The organism is Flavobacterium sp. UGB4466, from assembly GCF_903469665.1.
Lineage (GTDB): Bacteria > Bacteroidota > Bacteroidia > Flavobacteriales > Flavobacteriaceae > Flavobacterium > Flavobacterium lipolyticum.
On sequence record NZ_CAGKLC010000003.1, the window covers coordinates 92,663 to 112,765 of the forward strand.

Below are 20,103 nucleotides of genomic sequence, written 5' to 3' on the forward strand. Positions count from 1 at the left end.
ACCTTAAGAGGCTTTTATTTTGAAGACCTTTTCGATCCATTCGATGCTTTCATCAACCATGGTATCGTCGTCTTTTAAGTGATTGGCAAAATGAGTAGTGATTTTCTGAATGATTCGGTTACTGATAATCTCAGCCTGTTCCTCATTGAAATCAGCAATTTTTCTGCTTTGAAAATCTAATTCCGAGTTTTTAATCGCGTTTAGTTTTTCTTTCAAAGCATTAATGGTAGGAGCAAATTTACGGCCTTTAGTCCAGGTTATAAATTCTTCTTTAACTTCCTCTATAATGGCTTCGGCAGCAGGGATATGCAGTTTTCTGTTTTCCAGCGTTTCATCTGTCAACTGTGATAAATAATCCATGTGAATCAAGGTCACACCTTCTAATTCCTCAACATTTTCATTAACGTTTTTCGGAATAGATAAATCCAGAATCAATAAAGGTTTTTTAAGATTCAAGATCGCTTTATCAACCGTTGGGTTTTGAGCCCCGGTTGCTACCACAACTACATCGGCTTTTTGAAGCTCAAGATGTAATTCGGAGTAATCCTTAACGATAAGATTCAGTTTTCCGGCTAATTTCTCTGCTTTGTCTTTCGTACGGTTGATTAAGGTGATGTGCTCGTTTTTAGTATGTTTTACTAAATTCTCGCAGGTATTTCTCCCTATTTTTCCGGTTCCGAAAAGCAGAATGTTCTTGTTTCCGATATCTTCTACATTTTTAATAATGTATTGTACCGACGCAAAAGAAACCGAAGTAGCTCCTGAACTGATTTCTGTTTCGTTCTTAATTTTTTTACTCGCCTGAATCACGGCGTTTACGAGTCTTTCCAAAAAAGCATTGGCTAGCCCCATTGATTTCGAATGGGTAAAACTGGTTTTGATTTGAGAGATAATTTCAAAATCACCTAAGATCTGACTGTCTAAGCCGGTTCCTACGCGAAACATATGATTGATCGCTTCCTGATTTTTATAAACGAATCCTACTTTCTGAAAAGCATCAACAGATCCGTTACTATTATCGCAAATTAACTTTATTAATTGAAAAGGATGTTCTGCAAAACCGTAGATCTCGGTTCTGTTGCAAGTCGAAGTGACAATTAAACTTTCTATTCCCTCTTTTTTAGCCTGTTCCAACAAATGTGTTTTGGCAACTGCATCCAGACTAAATTGACCTCTGACCTCAGCATCAGCTTTTTTATAACTCAGACCAACTGAATAAAAATAAAGGTGTTTCGGTACGTTATTGTTTTCCATAAATTCACTTTCATAAAAGTGCAACAAAATTATCATTATAGTGTTTAGAAAAATAACGCTAAAAGTACTTTTTGTATCGCTACATGTTTTTTTGTTTCTAAACAGCTGTTTTTATGCAAAAAGAAGTATTTTTGTAGCAAAATCAAGTTGTTAGAAAAGGTTTGTTTAGAGTGATTCTAAATAACATTTTGCATTTACGCTAATTTTTGTTTCAAAAAAATATCGCTATGAGTTCTCAGGAAATTATTAAAATCGAAGATGACTTTACGCTGATCCGTTTTCAAAACGACAGTTCAGAGCTCTTTTTGGGGCAGCACGAAGTAGGTAGTGGTCTGATACAGTTTCATTTCGGGATAAAAGGCAATGCTAAATTTTTGTTCAATCAGGGAACTTATGCTCTAGAATTGAAAGAAGAAAAATCGCTCCTTTTGTACAATCCACAAAAAGAATTACCATTGAATTTAGAACTTTCTCCAAATTCCTGGGTGATTTCGGTAATCGTATCGATCAAAAAATTTCACGCGTTGTTTTCTGCCGAAGCAGATTATATTACTTTTTTAAGTCCTGATAATAAGGACAAAAAATATTATAACGAAGGAAATATTAGTCCCTCTATGGCTATTGTGTTGAGTCAGCTGTTTCATTACAACCTGCATCCGTCCATAAAAAACCTTTATTACAAGGGAAAAGGATATGAATTACTGAGTTTGTATTTTAACCGAACCGAAGATCCAAATGCAGAACAATGTCCGTTTTTGATTGATGAAGATAATGTTTTGAAAATAAGAAGAGCCAAAGAAATTATCATTGCTAATATGGCTGAGCCACCAGGTTTGCAGGAACTGGCGGATGAGATTGGCCTGAATCTTAAGAAACTTAAAATGGGTTTTAAACAAATTTATGGCGATACGGTTTACGGATTCTTGTTTGATTACAAAATGGATTTCGCCCGAAAACTACTCGACAGTGGTTCTTATAACGTAAATGAGGTAGGGCTAAAAATTGGTTACAGTACAGGGAGTCATTTTATTGCGGCATTTAAAAAGAAGTTTGCTACAACTCCGAAAAAGTATTTGATGTCGATTAATGCAAATGTATAGAATTGAAAAATCATGAAAAGTTTAACATTTTTAATATTAGGTTTGGGATTCTTAGGTTGCGCAAATTTAAAAGATTCTTCTCTTAAAGAAATATTAGAAAATGCTCAACACGACATTGAAGTAGATTCAGTCAAATATTTTACCGCTGGCTTACCTTTTATCAAACCTGTTCTTGCGAAAGAAGTAACAGATAAAATGTCTGACGAATCTCTTAAATCTATTTATCGCAGCGATATAATATTAGACAGTATTCAAATTAAACAAAAATTGAGGAAAAATATTTATAATAAATATGGTTTATATGAAAGGAATTTGGGATGTATGATTGACAAACAAACTTCAATTTTATCAAAAGAATATAAAAAAATTACCAGTCATTATCTTAAAAAAAGAAATGGAAAAGATTGGAGGATAAAAATGGAAAAAGAACTAAATAGTACGAGTGAAAATTAAAGAACTATTTTTTTACATCAATTTTTTACATGAGAGAATAAATAAAAAGTAATAATTATCATATTTCTAAAAAACTGCAAGCGCTACTTTTGACGAAATTTTTTAAAACAAACATATTAAAAGCTTAAAGCTTAGAGCTTAAAGCCTAAAGCAAAAAAACATAATGAAAGGCGTATTATTAGTAAACTTAGGATCTCCGGAAAGCCCGGAACCAAAAGATGTAAAACCATACTTAGACGAATTTTTAATGGATAAATACGTGATCGATGTTCCGTATTTGTTAAGAGCTTTGTTGGTTCGTGGTATTATTTTAAGAAAAAGACCGGAAGAATCAGCACATGCTTATGCGAAAATATGGTGGGATGAAGGTTCTCCTTTGGTCGTGCTTTCTGAAAGAATGCAAAAAAAGGTTCAGCCTTTGGTAAATGTACCGGTTGCTTTAGCAATGCGTTACGGAAGTATGACCATCGAAAAAGGGCTTCAGGAATTACATGAAAAAGGTGTTACAGAGGTATTGCTTTTCCCTTTATACCCACAATACGCAATGGCTTCGACTTTGACTATTTTAGTTAAGGCAGAAGAAATTCGTAAAAAGAAATTTCCACAAATGACTTTTACTGATGTTCCTGCGTTTTACAATAAACCGGATTATATCAAGAATCTGGCCGATTCTATTCAGAAACATTTGGTTGGTTTTGATTACGATCATTTATTGTTCTCGTACCACGGAATCCCGGAACGTCATATTCGTAAAACCGATGTGACGAAGTCACACTGTAAAATTGACGGATCTTGTTGCAACACCCCTTCACCGGCGCATGATTTTTGCTACCGTCATCAATGTTATGAAACAACCAGGCAAGTCGTAAAGTTATTAGGACTTTCTGAAGATAAGTATAGCTTAACTTTTCAGTCACGTTTGGCGGGAGACAAATGGCTGGAGCCTTATACGGATGTTGAAATTGATAAGATGCCAGCAAAAGGAATCAAAAATTTAGCCGTTGTAACACCAGCTTTCGTTTCGGATTGTTTAGAAACTTTAGAGGAAATCGCTATGCGTGCCAAAGAAGATTTTGAAGCAAACGGAGGCGAAGAGTTTTTGGCAATACCTTGTTTGAATGACGACGACGAATGGTGCCAAACGGTAGGTAACTGGATTAACGATTGGGTTTCTAAATAAATTTATCGGTGGAGAACTTACCTGTTAATTACCATGAAACACTTCTTCTGCTAAAAGAAAGAATTAAATTGGCTCAGTATAAGAGTCTATCTTTAGTTAATACAGAGATGATTTTGATGTATTTAGACTTTGGAAAAGTGCTCTCTGAAAGGTCGAAATTGGGTTGGGGTGAAAGTATTGTGGATAACTTATCTAAAGACTTACAGATTGAATATTCTGGTGTTAAAGGATTCTCCTCGCGAAATTTAAGAAGAATGAAGCTTATTTATGAGGAGATAGAACGTAATTCAATTTGGACACAAGCTGTGGCTAAAATACCTTGGGGACATACAAATATTATATTTTCTAAATTGAAAGACTCTGAAAGGAGAAGTTTTTATCTGCAAAAATGTCTAGAAAGAGGATGGAGCAGAGCTGTTTTAGAAGAAGAAATACGATTTGACAGTTTTGCAAAAGCAAATGATTTTCAAAGCAATTTTTCTAGTACGATTGCTGAAAATAAATTAATTGACTATCGATTAGAATTTAAAGATGAGTATAATCTTTCCTTTTTAAATTTGGAGGATATTCATACAGAAAGAGAATTAGAGAATGCAATTGTGAATAACATTACAAGGACATTAGGACAGTTTGGAAATGATTTTGCTTTTATGGGAAAACAATTTAGACTGGAATTGGATGAAAAAGGAATATTTTATTGATATTCTTTTTTATCATCGAAAACTAAAGTCGATGATTGCAATTGAACTTAAAACGTCGGAATTTAAACCAGAACATAGTCAACAGTTAAATTGGTATTTACAATTGTTAGATAAAACAATTAAATATCCGGAAGACAATCAAAGTATTGGCATACTACTTTGTAAAACTAAAAGTAAGCTCACTGTAGAGTATGCTTTAGAGATGGCAAATAAACCAATTGGTGTGGCAACATATAATTATCGTCAATTACCTGAAAACATAGCGAAATATCTCCCGACGGAGCAAGAATTTGAAAAATTATTACAATCTAATACTGATGATAAATAATGGAATACTATAACTATTTAAAATCACTGCATCTTATTTTTGTGATTACCTGGTTTGCAGGACTATTTTACATTGTGCGTTTGTTTGTATATCAAATTGAAGCCAGTGAAAAACCATCTCCCGAGAAAGAAATTTTGCAGGCACAGTACAAAATAATGGCCTATCGTTTGTGGTACATTATTACATGGCCGTCAGCAGTATTGGCGAGTATTTTTGCTTTTTGGATGCTGCTTTTTACCGATTTAGGAAATGCCTGGCTTAAAATGCCCTGGATGCATGTGAAATTGTGTTTTGTTTTTTTACTTTATCTGTATCATCTAAAATGCCATCAGATTTTTAAACAATTACAAAACGATGAGGTGAAATATTCCAACAACTTCATGCGTTTATGGAATGAAGGCGCTACCATCATACTATTTGCAGTAGTTTTTTTAGTAGTTTTAAAAAGTGCCATCAACTGGATTTTTGGTGTGATCGGAATCATTTTATTTTCAGTTTTGATTATGTTGGGATTTAGATTTTATAAAAGAATAAGAGAAAAAAGGTAATTAGTGAAAAGTGATTAGTCTTTAAGTTTTAAACTTTTACTATTCACTAATAACTCTTCACTGATAACTAAATATGTTTAACAACTTCAAAATGTCAATGCTTTCGCTGCGTGTCAGGATTTTCCTGTCAATGATTGTATTGATTGTTGTGGCATCGTTTTTATTAGCTTCTATTTCCATTATTCAGTTTAAAAACGAGGCAAAAGAATACCATCAGGAACGTCTCGAGCGCAAAGAAAATGCCGTAAAAGAACACATCAATTATGTGCTTTCCACAACAACATATCCTTTAAAAACCGCCAACCTGGATTTGATTTTTAAAGATAAAATTCACGAACTGGCTCAGATTCATAAAATCGAAATCAATATTTACAGTCTTGACGGAAAATTATTGAAGTCCTCAAAGGAGTCTTTCGCCGTTGATAAAGTTGCTCCTCCAATTCCCGAATACATCCTGAAATTAGTGCGCTCTTCTATCGAAAAACGTTTTGTAGATATTAAAACCATTGATGGTGTTAAAAATAGATCGTCTTACAGTTTGATTAAAGACGAAAAGTTCAAACCGCTGGGGATTCTAAACCTTCCCTATTTAGAAGACGATGGGTACTACGATAATGAGCTCAATACCTTTTTGATTCGCTTAAGTCAGGTATATTCCTTCATGCTGATTGTGGCTTTTGGATTGGCTTATTTTTTATCGACTTATATTACAAAATCGCTTAAAACAATTTCCGATAAACTGGAAGAAACCAATTTAGATCAGAAAAACGAAAAGATTGTTTTAGAAGCCAACAGTAAGGAGGTTAATTTCTTAATCAAAGCTTATAACGGAATGGTGGATAAATTGGAAACCAGTGCTATAAAATTAGCCCAAAGTGAACGTGAAGAGGCATGGCGCGAAATGGCGAAACAGGTAGCCCACGAAATCAAAAATCCGCTTACACCGATGCGGTTGACTGTGCAGAGTTTTCAACGTAAGTTTGACCCAACTGCGCCGGACGTTAAGCAAAAACTAAATGATTATTCAGAGACCTTAATCCAGCAAATTGATACCATGACAGCGGTGGCTTCGGCATTCTCGAACTTTGCTTCGATGCCGGCACAACAAAATGAAACCTTAAACGTGGTTGAGGTCGTGGAGCTTGCTTTAGATATTTTCAATGAAGATTATATCGTTTTTGAAAGTGAAGAGGAGGAAATTATCTCCAAGATGGATCGTACACAATTGATACGGGTTATCACCAATCTTGTTAAAAATGCAACACAGGCGATCCCGGAAAGTCAATTTCATAAATCGATTGTAGTTACTGTAAAACGCATAGACGACGATGTCGAAATTGCTGTAAAAGACAACGGTATCGGGATTCAGAAACAGGATATCAGCAGAATTTTTGAGCCAAAATTTACCACAAAAACAAGTGGAATGGGACTTGGACTCGGAATTATCAAAAACATCATCGAAAATTACAAAGGAACAATTACCTTTGAATCAACTTACGGAAAGGGAACGACATTTAGAGTTTCTTTACCGATAACCAACTCATAAAATTAGCATCATGAACTACGAAAATCTTTTAATCTCAATCGAAGAAAAAATTGCGACCGTAACCATCAATAGACCTACCAAATTAAATGCGTTAAACAAAGCCACAATTAGTGACTTAAGCAAAGCAGTGAAGTTGTTGAGCAAAAATGATGATGTTCGTGTTATCATTATCACCGGAAGCGGGGAGAAGGCATTTGTAGCCGGAGCTGATATTTCGGAATTTGCCAATTATACCATCATCGAAGGAGCGCAATTAGCGGCTGAAGGACAGGAAATTTTATTTGATCTTATTGAAAATTTGAAAAAACCTGTAATTGCGGCTGTAAATGGTTTTGCTCTTGGTGGAGGATTGGAATTGGCAATGTCTTGTCATTTCAGAGTAGCCTCAGACAATGCTAAAATGGGCTTGCCGGAAGTAACTTTAGGATTGATTCCTGGTTATGGAGGAACGCAGCGTTTGCCACAATTAGTAGGGAAAGGCCGTGCGATGGAAATGATTATGACCGCTGCTATGATTGGTGCAGAAGAGGCCAAACAATACGGTTTAGTGAATCATGTAGTGCCACAAGCAGAGCTTTTGGATTTTACTACCGGAATCGCTCAGAAAATTATTAAAAATGCACCATTTGCAATCGCTAAAGCCATAAAAGCGATCAATGCGAACTATGCCGATGGTAAAAATGGTTTTGACACCGAGATCAAATCATTCGGAAAATGTTTCGGAACTCAGGATTTCAAAGAAGGAACAACGGCATTTTTAGAAAAACGTAAAGCTGAATTTACAGGGAAATAATTTTTTTTCATAACCGCTAAGACCGCAAGGGTTTACACAAGGTTCGCAAAGTTTTTAATTTTCCTTGTGCCCTTTGCGTAAATCTTAGCGAACTTTGCGGTAAAAAACCTCAGCATCTCAGAACCTTAGAACCTTAAAAAAATGTACGAACCAATATTTGCCCTTTTTTGTGAACGGGTTAAAGAAAGCATCCAGGCGGGAACCTTCGCAAAATTGACTTTGGCCAAAACAATGGGCGATACCGAGATTAAGAATATTTATTTTCGTTTAGTTTTAAATGAGGATAATACTTTCTCTATTTCTTTAACAACCAGATATAAAACCGAAGAAGTTGAAAGCGTTCATACCTTAGACGAAGCACTATTGGTATTAGGAACTTATATTAAAAATCCATTTTTAACAGCTTTATTGTTTACCACAGATAATGATTTGACGTTTAAGGTGAACAAGAAGAATGCTGGAAGTATTATCGAACAGCCACCAACGTTTAAAAACGCTTCTCCGGTTATGCTGGAAATGATCGAGAAAGGGATAGTTTAAAGGATACTATTTATCGTTACGGTTATTTTGTAGAGAAATGGTTTGAAGCAAAGGCCTGGTTCCGATGGAACTATATTGTTTTTTTGCATTTTTTGGGTCAACGGATTAAAATCCGTTGCTACAATATGTTCCGTTCCTTTGGAACTTTAATTGTATGGTGTGTTTCCAGATTATCGAATTAAAATCTATTGCGACATCATTTATCATTTCTCTGAAGTTTTCTGAAGATATGATTAAAAGAGAGCCATAGGCTCGTTCTTTAATTTTGTAGGGACGGATTTTAATCCGTCCAAACGATAAATTCCCACAGAATTGAGAGCCATAGGCTCGGCCCATTTATGGAGATCTAAAAAAATCTTTATCCATAGCGAATAATAAACCTCTAAACCAGCTTTACAAACAAGTTTGAGGCAATTTTATTCGAAATAGACAATTCCCGTCCATCAACCTTAATTTTAACGGACAAATCAAACGATTCTTTCGATAAAAGATCAATTTTAGAGCCCAAAGCAATTCCTTGTTTGTCCAGATACTTTAAAAACTCTGAGGAAGTATCTTTTACTCCCACACAAACTCCGGTTTGATATTCTGTTAATTCTGAAAGCAATTGTTTCTCGATTTTGACGATTCGTCCGTTGGCATCGGGAATTGGGTCTCCGTGCGGATCTTCTGTAGGGTTTCCCAGAAAATCATCCAGACGATTAATCAGTTGTTCCGATTTGATGTGTTCCAGCTGTTCGGCAATATCATGAACTTCATCCCAGGAAAAGCTGAGTTTTTCTACTAAAAAAACCTCCCATAAGCGATGTTTTCTAACAATCATTTTGGCGGCTAGTTTCCCGTTTTCAGTCAATGAAACTCCTTGATACTTTTTGTAATTCACTAAATCTTTCTCCGACAATTTTTTAAGCATATCGGTAACTGATGAAGCTTTGGTTTCCATCATTTCGGCAATGGCATTGGTGCTCACTTCAGCATCGTTTGAAGCCGTAAGGTGGTATATGGATTTAAGGTAGTTTTCTTCTGAAAAAGTCATTTTTTTGAGGTTCTAAGGTTCTAAGGTTCTGAGTTGCTAAGTTAAAGGACTCTAAAAACCTGAGGACCTTAGCGACTCAGAACCTTAGCCACTTTATTTAACAATTAGCAAAGGTATAGAAATTTTGTGTCTCAATTTGTCTACCGTTGTGCCAAACAAAATATCTTTTAGTCCGGTGTGGCCATGGGTTCCCATTACTAAAATGTCGAAATTACCAAGATTGATGATTTCCGGAATCACACTGTTGGGTTTTCCAAAGCCTAGTTCCGTTTCGATTTTGAAACCTTTTGAGGACAGCATCTCTTTATATTCTGATAATAGTTTTTCGTCGATAGTCGTTTCATGATCGTCGACATTGCCTCCATACATCAAAGCTCCAACAGTTTCAACGATGTGAATTAAGGTGTATTGCGCGTCGATTCCGCCCAGTTCAAAGGCATTGTTTAGTGCAGCTTCATCGGCCTTAGAAAAATCGACTGTAATCGCTATATTTTTCTTGCCATAACTTTCTTTGGGCGTATAGACCAATTTTAAATGATGCGGGGAATGATTCTCGATATTTGATTTTATTCTAGTGACAAAAGGCTTGAAAATAATGTACAGCAATAAAGTCAGAAATCCGAAGGCAAGCGGAACGACTGTCAACCAGAGTACGGTTGGGTTATCAGAGTTTTGCAGCCACGAAGTGATTTCGTCATACACCAGCTTTGCATTCAGAGTTACTATAATCGAAGCAATAATCCATGCGGCGACCTGTGTCGTTCTTGAAATATGAAAACCTTTCATTTTGGTTTTATCGCTCACGAAATGAATCAGCGGAATAATCGCGAAACCAAGCTGTAAGCTCAGGATAACCTGACTTAAAATCAATAATTTCCCTGTTACGCTTTCTCCATAAATTAAAATCACCACAACGGCAGGTACAATAGCGATTAGTCGTGTTATAATTCTTCGAACCCAAGGCTGGATGCGTAAATTCAAATATCCTTCCATTACAATCTGACCCGCTAAAGTTCCGGTCACGGTTGAGCTTTGCCCCGCAGCAATTAAAGCCACCGCAAATAAAATAGGCGCCCATTTAGTTCCCAGTAAAGGTTCGAGAAATTGATGCGCATTCTGAATTTCAGCCACTTCAAACATTCCGTTTTTGTAAAAGGTAGCAGCTGCAAGGATCAGAATGGCCGCATTCACAAAAAAGGCCAGGTTTAAGGCGATGGTCGAATCTATAAAGTTGTATTTCAATGCCTGTTTGATTCCAGCCGGAGTCCTGTCGAATTTTCGGGTTTGTACGAGTGACGAATGTAAATACAAATTGTGAGGCATCACCGTGGCACCAATAATTCCGATGGCAATGTACAAAGCTGCAGAACTTGGAATTGAAGGAACCAGACCATAAATAACTTTATCCAGTTCAGGTTCTGCAAAAATCATTTCAAATATAAAAGAGAATCCAATGATCGCCACCAGTACAATAATAAAAGCCTCCATTTTTCGGATTCCTTTGTTAATCAGGAATAGTAATAAGAAAGTATCCAATACCGTGATTAAAACTCCTTCGATTAAAGGGATGTCGAAAAGAAGATTAATTCCAATTGCCATTCCCAGAACCTCTGCAAGGTCACAGGCTGCAATAGCAATTTCGGCTAAAAAATATAAAATGTAATTGATAGACCTGGAGTAAGTCTCCCGTGATGCCTGAGCCAAGTCACGTTGGGTCACAATTCCAAGCCTTGCACTTAAGCTTTGAAGCAGCAACGCCATCAAATTACTCATTAGTAAAACCCAAAGTAAAGAATACCCAAACTGACTTCCGCCGGCAATATCTGTCGCCCAGTTTCCGGGGTCCATATAACCGACACTTACCAGGTAGGCCGGTCCTAAAAAGGCTAATATTTTTCTAAATCCTGTTTTTTTATGTTGTGTAGCAACCGATTGGTGTACTTCTTCTAAAGATTTGGTCATTGTAAAAATGTTGTTTGAACAAATATAGGGATAAATTATATCTGCACAACAATATTTTTAGACAAGTCTAAAACTTAATTGTTTGAATTCAAACAGTTCGGACACAATCCTGACAAGGTGAAGTTTATCTCATTTACTTTATAATTGTGCGGAATAATGTAGCTAGGTTTTACATTTTCCAGACAAGTGACCTCGAGACATTTTTCACAGCTAAAATGAGCGTGGTTGTGAATGTGTACTCTTTGAGCATGATGATGGCATTTGGCATACTTTACGGTACCGTCAAGATTCACAATTTTATGAACGATATCTTCATTTACTAACCGGTCTAATATTCTGTAAACGGTCACACGGTCACACAAATCATCAATCTGTTTGTGAATTTCGGTGTGGGACAAGGCTGTTTTAGATTTGTCAAAAATCTCTAAAACCGCTGTCTTTGCTGCTGTATTTCTTGTTGTTTTCATTTTTAAAGCATTAAAAAAAATTAACGCAACAATGTTGCATTAAAAATAAAGTTCTATATTTGCAACATAATTGCATTAAGCAAATGTACTGAAAATGAAGAAAACAACGACGCCTTTTTACGATATATTAGGAATCTCAAGTGCTGCCATTTGTCTGGTTCATTGTCTGATATTTCCGCTACTTACTATTTTGCCTTTGGGTATTAGTCATAATCCATTTATCGATTTGACCTTTGCCTTAATAGGTTTAATTGCAATCCTCAAAATTATTAAAAAATCAAGTCTTTTAGTCGCTACAACTTTGATTTTATCGATATCTCTGATTTGGATCAGTATTTTGAGTGAAATGATACTGGATATTCATTTGGATCTGATTTTTATTGGCGGGATCGGAATGATTATCGGACATCTTCTAAATTATAAAAAACACAAACACATTTAGTAATGGAAAAACTACCCGTAACCGTTTTAAGCGGATTTCTTGGCGCAGGAAAAACAACTCTTCTCAATCATATTCTTCACAACAAAGAAAACCTTAAAGTTGCTGTTATCGTAAATGATATGAGTGAAGTTAATATAGACGCGCAGCTCGTGAAGAAGGAGCATACCTTGTCCAGAACCGAAGAAAAACTGGTTGAAATGACGAATGGCTGTATTTGCTGCACCTTGCGGGAAGATTTAATGCTTGAAGTCGAAAAACTGGCCAAAGAAAGCAGGTTTGATTATTTGCTTATCGAAAGTACAGGTATCAGCGAACCCATTCCGGTAGCCCAGACTTTCTCTTTTGTGAACGAAGAGGAAAATATTGACTTGTCCAGATTCAGTTACATCGATACCATGGTGACCGTTGTAGATAGTTTTAACTTTTTTAAAGATTTTGGTTCGGCCAAAACACTGCGGGAGGAAAACTTATCCGATCTTGAAAATGACAATAGAACGATCGTCAACCTTCTGGTAGATCAGGTAGAATTTGCTAATGTTATCATTTTGAATAAAACGGATCTCGTTAGTATCAGATCATTAGAATTTTTGAGAGCTTCTATTCAAAAGCTAAATCCTGTGGCGAAAATAATCACTTCGGTTTCAGGCAAAGTAAATCCAAACGAAATTATGAACACCGGATTATTCAATTATGAAGAAGCCGAAAATTCAGCGGGTTGGATTCGGGAATTAGAAGGTATTCATACACCTGAAACTGAAGAATATGGAATTAGTTCTTTTGTATTTCGAGATCCCAGACCTTTTCATCCCAATCGGTTGTGGAATTTTTTTACATCCGATTTTCCCGCCAACATCATTCGAAGTAAAGGACTGCTGTGGATGGCATCCCGACCGGAACAAGCGATAAACTGGAGCCAGGCCGGTGGATCAATGAAAGCCGAAGGAGCCGGAGTCTGGTGGGCAAGTATGCCGCTAAGCGAACGAATGACCTTTAATAATTTTGTTGAATTTCAGGATATTATAGAAGAACGGTGGACTTCTAATTTCGGCGACAGACTCAATGAACTTGTTTTTATTGGTCAGAAAATAAAAGAAACAGAAATCCTGAAAGAGCTTGAAAAGTGCCTTTGTACAAATGATGAAATTGTAGATTATCAGGACGGATTTTTTCCGAAGAAAGATCTTTTTCCCATACCAAGAACTTCTTAAAAATAGAATATAGTGAGAGATAAAAATAAATACGATGTTATAATTATTGGCGGAAGTTATAGCGGGCTTTCGGCAGCGATGAGTCTGGGGCGTTCTTTGCGACAGGTTTTGGTGATAGACAGTGGTTTGCCCTGTAACCGACAAACGCCTTATTCGCATAATTTTATCACGCAGGATGGTGAAAAACCTGCCGTTATTTCGGCGAAAGCTTTAATTCAGGTTGATTTTTACGATACCGTTCATTTTTATAACGGATTAGCGATTCGGGCAATTCAAACAAAAGAAGGATTTGAAATCAAAACAGAATCCGGAAAAGTGTTCATTTCTAAAAAGTTATTGTTCGCAACCGGAATAAAAGATTTACTACCCCAAATGGACGGTTTTAGCGAATGCTGGGGAATTTCGATATTGCATTGTCCGTATTGTCACGGTTATGAAGTCAAAAAGGAAAAAACAGCGATTATCGCTAATGGTGATATAGGGTTTGAATATGCTAAACTCATTTCGAACTGGACGGAGGATTTAAGAGTCTTAACGAACGGAAAATCAACTTTTACCACAGCGCAATCTCAAATTTTACTACAACATAAAATTAAGGTTATGGAAGATGAAATTGCTGCCGTAAAACAGGAAAATGGAAATATTCAGCAGCTTATTTTCAAAAGTCAAGCTACAATTGAAGTAAAAGCTATTTATTTCAGAGCGCCTTTTGAGCAACATTGCCCACTTCCGGAAGCTTTAGGCTGTGAATTGACAGAACAAGGTTTGTTGAAAGTAGATGCGTTTCAAAAAACAACAATTCCCGGAGTTTTTGCCAGTGGTGATTGTCATATTCAGGCGCGATCTGTTGCTATGGCTGTTTCTTCAGGATCTTTTGCCGGGGCTTCGATTAATAAAGAACTGATTGATGAGTCATTTTTAGGTTAAATCGGATAAGCTTTCCATGTGATTAAAATAGCAGCAAAACCTTGAATTGAAGTTAGATCAAAGTTTTTTGCGTTAGGAACACTATTTGTCAAATTTAATTTTTAGTTTTGTCTAAATTTAATTTTATAATAATGAAAAAACTATTTTTGATGCTGCTTTTCTTTTGTCTGCAGTTTTCATTTGCTCAGGAAACCAGTTCTGTTTCCGGAATTATTTCAGGTGATGGCCATGAATTGCAGTTGGCAAACGTACATTTATTGGGAACAAAATACAGATCGGTTACGGATAGTTTAGGATATTATAACTTCGAAAATGTACCGGTTGGAAATTATACGCTTCAGGTTTCACTGGTAGGTTTTCGGACTTCAAAAAAGAAAATCGACGTTACGAAGGGCGCTGTTCAAACGTATGATTTTGAATTGGACGATACAGACAATCAATTGAATGAAGTAGTGGTTTCGGGAACTTTAAAAGCAGTTAAACGTTTGGAAAGTGCTGTTCCGGTTGAGGTTTATTCCCCTGTGTTTTTTAAGAAGAATCCAACACCGAGTATTTACGATGCGCTTCAAAACATAAACGGCGTTCGTCCACAGTTAAATTGCGGCGTTTGTAATACGGGAGATATTCATATAAACGGGCTCGAAGGTCCATATACTTTGGTTCTGATTGATGGAATGCCAATTGTGAGCAGTCTTTCAACGGTTTATGGTTTGTCCGGAATTCCGAATTCTCTGGTGGAAAGAATAGAGATTGTAAAAGGTCCGGCTTCTTCCCTTTACGGAAGTGAGGCTGTTGGGGGATTAATCAATATCATCACCAAGAATCCAACAAATGCTCCGGTTTTTTCGGCAGATTATTTTACCACTACGTATTTAGAAAATAATCTCGATCTGGGAATGAAATTTAATGCCGGAAAAAAGGCGACGTCACTTTTAGGAGTTAACTATTTCAATTACGACCAGGTTATCGATAAAGACAACGATAATTTCACCGATGTGACGCTTTCTAAAAGGATTTCGGTTTTTAATAAATGGAGTTTTCATCGAAACGACAACCGTCTTTTTACTATAGCAGCACGCGGTATGTATGAAGACCGTTGGGGAGGAGATGTTCGTTGGGAAAGAAAATACCGTGGAGGTGATGAAATTTACGGTGAAAGTATTTATACGAAAAGGGCAGAATTAATTGGAAGTTACCAATTGCCTTTTGAAGAAAAACTAATGTTATCGTTCTCGGGGAATGTACATTATCAGGACAGCCGTTACGGAACAACATCGTATATTGCGAATCAAAAAATAGGTTTCCTGCAGTTAACCTGGGATAAAAAGATAGGCAGTAATGATTTCCTTGCCGGAATAGCAAGCCGATACTCCTACTATGACGACAATACGCCGGCAACAAAAAATGCCGAAAAAACCTGGTTGCCGGGAATTTTTGTTCAGGACGAGATAACGTTTTCTCCAAAGAGTCAGGTTTTGTTAGGGGCGCGATACGATTATAATTCTATTCATGGTTCTATTTTTACACCCCGATTTGCGTATCGTTTTAAGGCAAATGAAAATACGATTTTTAGGTTAAATGCCGGAACAGGATTTAGAGTGGTGAATTTGTTTACCGAAGATCATGCAGCGCTTACAGGATCGCGAGATGTGGTGCTTAAAAGTGATTTAAAACCGGAAAAATCAGTAAACGTTAATTTGAATTATATTCAGAAAATAAACTTTGACAGCGGGGTTTTTGTCGGAATCGAAACAACGGCTTTTTATACCCGTTTCAGTAATAAAATCATTTCAGACTACGAAACCGATCCCAATAAAATCATTTACGACAATATCGATGGTTATGCTCTCAGTCAGGGAATCAGTACGAATATCGATGTCAATTTCACCAATGGTTTAAAGTTTATTTTAGGAGCAACCGTTTTAGACAATAAAAATGTTCAGGACAAAATTTCACAGAGACCTTTTTTAACCGAAAGATTTACCGGAACCTGGAGTGTCTCGTATAAAATAAACCCTTGGAATTTAGTGCTGGATTACACCGGAAATGTTTACAGTCCGATGAAATTGCCATTGTTGAATGAGTACGATCCGAGAAATCCAAATTCACCCTGGTACAGCATTCAGAATATTCAGTTTACGTTTACAGGCTGGAAGAATTTTGAACTTTATGGGGGAATCAAAAATTTGCTGAACTTTACTCCAAAACAGAATAATCCGTTTTTGATTTCGAGAACGAATGATCCTTTTGATAAAAATGTACAGTACGATTCGGCGGGAAAAGTATTGGTTACACCGGATAATCCATACGGTTTAACTTTTGACACCACTTATGTTTACGGACAAAACCAGACCATTCGAGGGTTTTTAGGATTGCGATACAGTTTTAGGTAAATTTATGATTCACAGATTCATAAATGTTTTTTTATTCGCCACGAATTCACGAATTGCCACTTTTTTTAGATAAAGATTTACAATTTAATTCGTGAATTCGTGGCAGAAGAGCAATCCTTTACAATCTGTTGAAAAAAAACAAAACAATGAAAAAGCTATTTCTACTTATTTTCTTCTTCGGTATAACTTCAACAGGATTTTGCCAGCTGAAAGGCAGAACTTTTGAGGAAGTAGATAGCTTGGCACAATTTCAAAAACGAAAAATTATTGTTTTCATTCACACCGATTGGTGCCAGTATTGCCAGAGAATGAAAAATACGACGTTTAAAAATCAGGAAGTGAGTGAAAAACTCAATTCAGACTTTTACTTCATCGATTTGAATGCCGAAGCAAAGAGAGCGATTACCTTTAACAAACACATTTTTAAATACAAGCCTTCAGGAAATAATGTGGGTGTCCATGAACTGGCTTTGCAGCTTGGCACCATAAACGGACAGCTTGTGTATCCGGTTTTATGTGTTTTGAATGAGGAGTATGAAATTATTGCTAAGTATAACAGTTACTTGAAGCCTACCGATTTTAAACTGCTTTTGGAAAAGCTTCAAAAATAAAATTCCTTATTTTTGAGGATGAATTCTTCGCAAATCAAACACTTCGATTACATTTTTACCGGAACGGGTTTAGCAGCTTTGATGACCGTTTACAAAATGGTATTGTCAGGGAATTTTGCAGATAAATCGATATTATTACTGGATCAGGACGTAAAAAAGACCAATGACCGAACCTGGTGTTTTTGGGAAAAAGGAGATTCGGTCTGGAGTTCGATTGTTCTTAAAAAATGGGATTCGGCTTTGTTTGCCAATGAAAATTTCAAACGTGATTTAAACCTCAAACCTTATCAATACAATCAAATTCGGGGATTGGATTTTTATGATTTTGTTTTTGAAGAGTTGTCCAAACATTCCAATATCACTTTTTTAAATGAGAAAGTGACTGATATCAACGAACTTGAAACCCATGTTTTTGTACGTTCAGAAGAGAATAGGTATACTTGTAATTATTTACTGAATAGTATTTATACCCCATCGACTGCATTAAGTCAAACGAAATATCCCGTTCTACAACAGCATTTTGTGGGTTGGTATGTGAAAACCGAAAAAGAAGTCTTCAATTCGGAACAGGCTACTTTCATGGATTTTTCGGTGGAACAGAAAGGGAACACTAGATTTATGTATGTACTGCCGGTTTCTAAAACCGAAGCTTTGGTTGAATATACTTTATTTTCGGAGAACTTGCTTTCAACGACAGAGTATGAAAACGAGATTCAGATCTATTTAGAAAAACGAGGTATTGAGCAGTATGATATTGTAGAGAAGGAGCAGGGAAGCATCCCGATGACTTGTTATCCGTTCTGGAAGAAGAATACTAAAAGAGTTCTAAATATTGGAACTGCCGGAGGATGGACCAAAGCCAGTACAGGTTATACTTTTAAAAGTGCTGATAAAAAATCAGCTGGTTTGGTGGAGTTTCTCTATTCTTCGACATCAATTAGGATGACCGCCTTTCATAAAAGAAGCCGATTCTGGTTTTACGATTTACTGCTTTTGGACATTCTGTATCGTCATAATGAATTGGGAAGCGGTATTTTTTCCTCATTATTCAAAAAAGGAAATCCGTCTTTGATTTTTAAATTCTTAGACGAAGAAACTACTTTGATTGAGGATGTTAAAGTTATTTTAAAGTGTCCTAAAGTGCCATTTATAAAAGCGTTATTTAGAGTGATTTTTCTGCCAAATAAATTTAACTTAAACCAATAACCTTTGAAAAACACTATTTTAGGATTCAGTTTCTTTTTTTCGATTATCTCTTTTGCACAAGTATCCAAAAATAAAGCTCAGGATGCTATTCAGGTCAAATACTTAGACAGTTGTGCCTATAAGTACAATTATACTTTTGAAATGGCGGAATGGCAGAATTGCATCGACGAAGGTCTAAAAAAAGATAGCACAATAGCTTATCTGTGGCAACAAAAAGCAATGCCGTATTTTAAATGCAAGAAATACGAAGTCGGAATGCCTTTTCTGGATAAAGCCGTTCGTTATAATAAACAAGAATGGCTTCCGTACCGGGCTTTTATAAAATGTATTTTTGCGAAAACGTATAAAAGTGCGATTGTTGATTTTGAAGAATGCATTAAACTTTACGGAAACAGTTATGTCATGGATCATACCTATAGTTTTTATTTGGGGCTTTGTTATTTGCAATTGAATGAATATGACAAAGCCGAAAAGCTGTTTGACGATTATGTAAATGACATTTATAAAAACAGACAACAATTAGAACATCCTACAGCGTATTTTTATCAGGGAATTGCCAAATACGAGCTCAAGAAATGGGACGAAGCACTTGTTATTTTTGATAAAGCGCTCAAAGTATATCCTGAATTTTCGGATGTGAAATATTATAAAGCGGTTTGCTGGTTAAAGCAGGGTAAACCAAGAGAAGAAGTCGTCGCTTTGGTTGGCATTGCGAGAGATGATGCTGCTAAGGGGTTTTCTCTTAATGAAGACAATACGATTTATGAGACTTATCCATATCAGAAGAAATTCACCAAACAATAGATTGTTTTAGGTGTTTATTTTTTATGGCTTTACAGCTTTCGACTAAATCAATTGAACTATAACAAAACTTTATACCACAAATTAAGTAGTTGCGGGTAAACTTTGTAACTTTGCAAATCAAAAGTAAAATTTAAAAATAAGAAATATGTATCCACAAGAAATGGTAAAACCTATGGAAGCTGAATTAACAGCTGCTGGTTTTCAAGATTTACATAGTGCAGAAGCAGTAGATAATGCTATCAAAGCTGAAGGTACCACTTTAGTTGTTGTAAACTCTGTTTGTGGTTGTGCTGCAAGAAATGCACGTCCGGGAGCAAAAATGAGTTTAGAAGGCGCTAAAAAACCAGATCACTTAATTACAGTTTTCGCTGGTGTTGACAAAGATGCAGTTGATGCTGCAAGACAACATATGTTCCCTTTTCCTCCATCATCGCCATCTATGGCTTTGTTCAAAAACGGAGAATTAGTTCACATGTTAGAGCGTCACCACATCGAAGGTCGTCCGGCTGAATTAATCGCTGAGAATTTGAGAGACGCTTTTAACGAGTTTTGTTAATTTAAGGGACTAAGATTCTGAGTTGCTGAGGTTCTAAGGTTTTAGACT

General features: G+C 36.2%; 21 protein-coding genes. 17 read left to right on the forward strand and 4 right to left on the reverse strand.

The genetic code is table 11. The annotated features are described in order from the left end of the window. Window positions 1–3: 3 nt before the first annotated feature. Window positions 4–1,254: a glutamyl-tRNA reductase gene (hemA, locus tag JO950_RS01680; protein ID WP_202700772.1), complete on the reverse strand. Its 1,251-nt coding sequence runs from the start codon at window positions 1,252–1,254 to the stop codon at window positions 4–6. A 227-nt stretch (window positions 1,255–1,481) separates the two neighbouring features. On the opposite strand from hemA, the gene JO950_RS01685 reads away from it, so the two are divergent. The 9 genes from JO950_RS01685 (at window position 1,482) to JO950_RS01725 (ending at window position 8,443) form a co-directional block, all read left to right on the forward strand. Beyond that, window positions 1,482–2,354, forward strand: a complete 873-nt coding sequence (locus JO950_RS01685) for an AraC family transcriptional regulator (RefSeq protein WP_017495824.1) — start codon at window positions 1,482–1,484, stop codon at window positions 2,352–2,354. Between the two features lie 12 nt (window positions 2,355–2,366). Continuing rightward, a complete protein-coding gene (locus JO950_RS01690) occupies window positions 2,367–2,807 on the forward strand; it encodes a hypothetical protein (protein ID WP_202700773.1) in 441 nt (146 codons plus the stop codon). A gap of 163 nt (window positions 2,808–2,970) precedes the next feature. Beyond that, window positions 2,971–3,987: a ferrochelatase gene (hemH, locus tag JO950_RS01695; protein ID WP_202700774.1), complete on the forward strand. Its 1,017-nt coding sequence runs from the start codon at window positions 2,971–2,973 to the stop codon at window positions 3,985–3,987. Between the two features lie 8 nt (window positions 3,988–3,995). After that, window positions 3,996–4,688 (forward strand): PDDEXK nuclease domain-containing protein, encoded by a 693-nt coding sequence (locus JO950_RS22415; protein WP_202700775.1) that lies wholly within the window; start codon window positions 3,996–3,998, stop codon window positions 4,686–4,688. A 31-nt stretch (window positions 4,689–4,719) separates the two neighbouring features. Beyond that, window positions 4,720–5,016: a PDDEXK nuclease domain-containing protein gene (locus JO950_RS22420; protein WP_255567592.1), complete on the forward strand. Its 297-nt coding sequence runs from the start codon at window positions 4,720–4,722 to the stop codon at window positions 5,014–5,016. Next, entirely contained in the window at window positions 5,016–5,564 is a 549-nt protein-coding gene (locus JO950_RS01710) for a CopD family protein (RefSeq protein ID WP_202700777.1), read from the forward strand. Before JO950_RS22420 ends, JO950_RS01710 begins: the two co-directional genes overlap by 1 nt. A gap of 130 nt (window positions 5,565–5,694) precedes the next feature. Next, window positions 5,695–7,110, forward strand: a complete 1,416-nt coding sequence (locus JO950_RS01715) for an ATP-binding protein (protein ID WP_017495829.1) — start codon at window positions 5,695–5,697, stop codon at window positions 7,108–7,110. Window positions 7,111–7,120: 10 nt separating this feature from the next. After that, window positions 7,121–7,903, forward strand: coding sequence for an enoyl-CoA hydratase/isomerase family protein (locus tag JO950_RS01720; RefSeq protein WP_202700778.1), 783 nt, complete (start codon window positions 7,121–7,123; stop codon window positions 7,901–7,903). Between the two features lie 141 nt (window positions 7,904–8,044). Continuing rightward, window positions 8,045–8,443, forward strand: coding sequence for a hypothetical protein (locus JO950_RS01725; RefSeq protein ID WP_202700779.1), 399 nt, complete (start codon window positions 8,045–8,047; stop codon window positions 8,441–8,443). 382 nt (window positions 8,444–8,825) lie between these two features. Here JO950_RS01725 and JO950_RS01730 read toward each other — a convergent pair whose 3' ends face one another. The 3 genes from JO950_RS01730 to JO950_RS01740 form a co-directional block, all read right to left on the reverse strand. Then, window positions 8,826–9,479: a metal-dependent transcriptional regulator gene (locus tag JO950_RS01730; protein ID WP_017495832.1), complete on the reverse strand. Its 654-nt coding sequence runs from the start codon at window positions 9,477–9,479 to the stop codon at window positions 8,826–8,828. Between the two features lie 93 nt (window positions 9,480–9,572). Continuing rightward, complete coding sequence (locus JO950_RS01735; protein WP_202700780.1) at window positions 9,573–11,441, reverse strand: Nramp family divalent metal transporter; 1,869 nt, start codon at window positions 11,439–11,441, stop codon at window positions 9,573–9,575. 74 nt (window positions 11,442–11,515) lie between these two features. Continuing rightward, the gene (locus tag JO950_RS01740) at window positions 11,516–11,908 is read right to left on the reverse strand and encodes a Fur family transcriptional regulator (RefSeq protein WP_017495834.1); all 393 of its coding nucleotides are present in this window, start codon (window positions 11,906–11,908) and stop codon (window positions 11,516–11,518) included. 94 nt (window positions 11,909–12,002) lie between these two features. Here JO950_RS01740 and JO950_RS01745 point away from each other — a divergent pair, with 94 nt between their 5' ends. The 8 genes from JO950_RS01745 (at window position 12,003) to JO950_RS01780 (ending at window position 20,055) form a co-directional block, all read left to right on the forward strand. Continuing rightward, the gene (locus JO950_RS01745) at window positions 12,003–12,350 is read left to right on the forward strand and encodes a MerC family mercury resistance protein (RefSeq protein ID WP_202700781.1); all 348 of its coding nucleotides are present in this window, start codon (window positions 12,003–12,005) and stop codon (window positions 12,348–12,350) included. 2 nt (window positions 12,351–12,352) lie between these two features. Continuing rightward, on the forward strand, window positions 12,353–13,558 hold the full coding sequence (locus JO950_RS01750; RefSeq protein ID WP_202700783.1) for a GTP-binding protein: 1,206 nt from the start codon (window positions 12,353–12,355) through the stop codon (window positions 13,556–13,558). Between the two features lie 12 nt (window positions 13,559–13,570). Beyond that, the gene (locus JO950_RS01755) at window positions 13,571–14,485 is read left to right on the forward strand and encodes an NAD(P)/FAD-dependent oxidoreductase (RefSeq protein WP_202700785.1); all 915 of its coding nucleotides are present in this window, start codon (window positions 13,571–13,573) and stop codon (window positions 14,483–14,485) included. 131 nt (window positions 14,486–14,616) lie between these two features. Further along, entirely contained in the window at window positions 14,617–16,878 is a 2,262-nt protein-coding gene (locus tag JO950_RS01760; protein WP_202700786.1) for a TonB-dependent receptor, read from the forward strand. A 146-nt stretch (window positions 16,879–17,024) separates the two neighbouring features. Continuing rightward, entirely contained in the window at window positions 17,025–17,489 is a 465-nt protein-coding gene (locus JO950_RS01765) for a thioredoxin family protein (RefSeq protein WP_202700787.1), read from the forward strand. A gap of 18 nt (window positions 17,490–17,507) precedes the next feature. Beyond that, entirely contained in the window at window positions 17,508–18,695 is a 1,188-nt protein-coding gene (locus tag JO950_RS01770; protein ID WP_202700788.1) for a lycopene cyclase family protein, read from the forward strand. A gap of 3 nt (window positions 18,696–18,698) precedes the next feature. Next, entirely contained in the window at window positions 18,699–19,499 is an 801-nt protein-coding gene (locus JO950_RS01775; protein WP_202700789.1) for a tetratricopeptide repeat protein, read from the forward strand. A gap of 145 nt (window positions 19,500–19,644) precedes the next feature. Then, window positions 19,645–20,055: a BrxA/BrxB family bacilliredoxin gene (locus JO950_RS01780; RefSeq protein WP_202700790.1), complete on the forward strand. Its 411-nt coding sequence runs from the start codon at window positions 19,645–19,647 to the stop codon at window positions 20,053–20,055. Window positions 20,056–20,103: the final 48 nt, after the last annotated feature.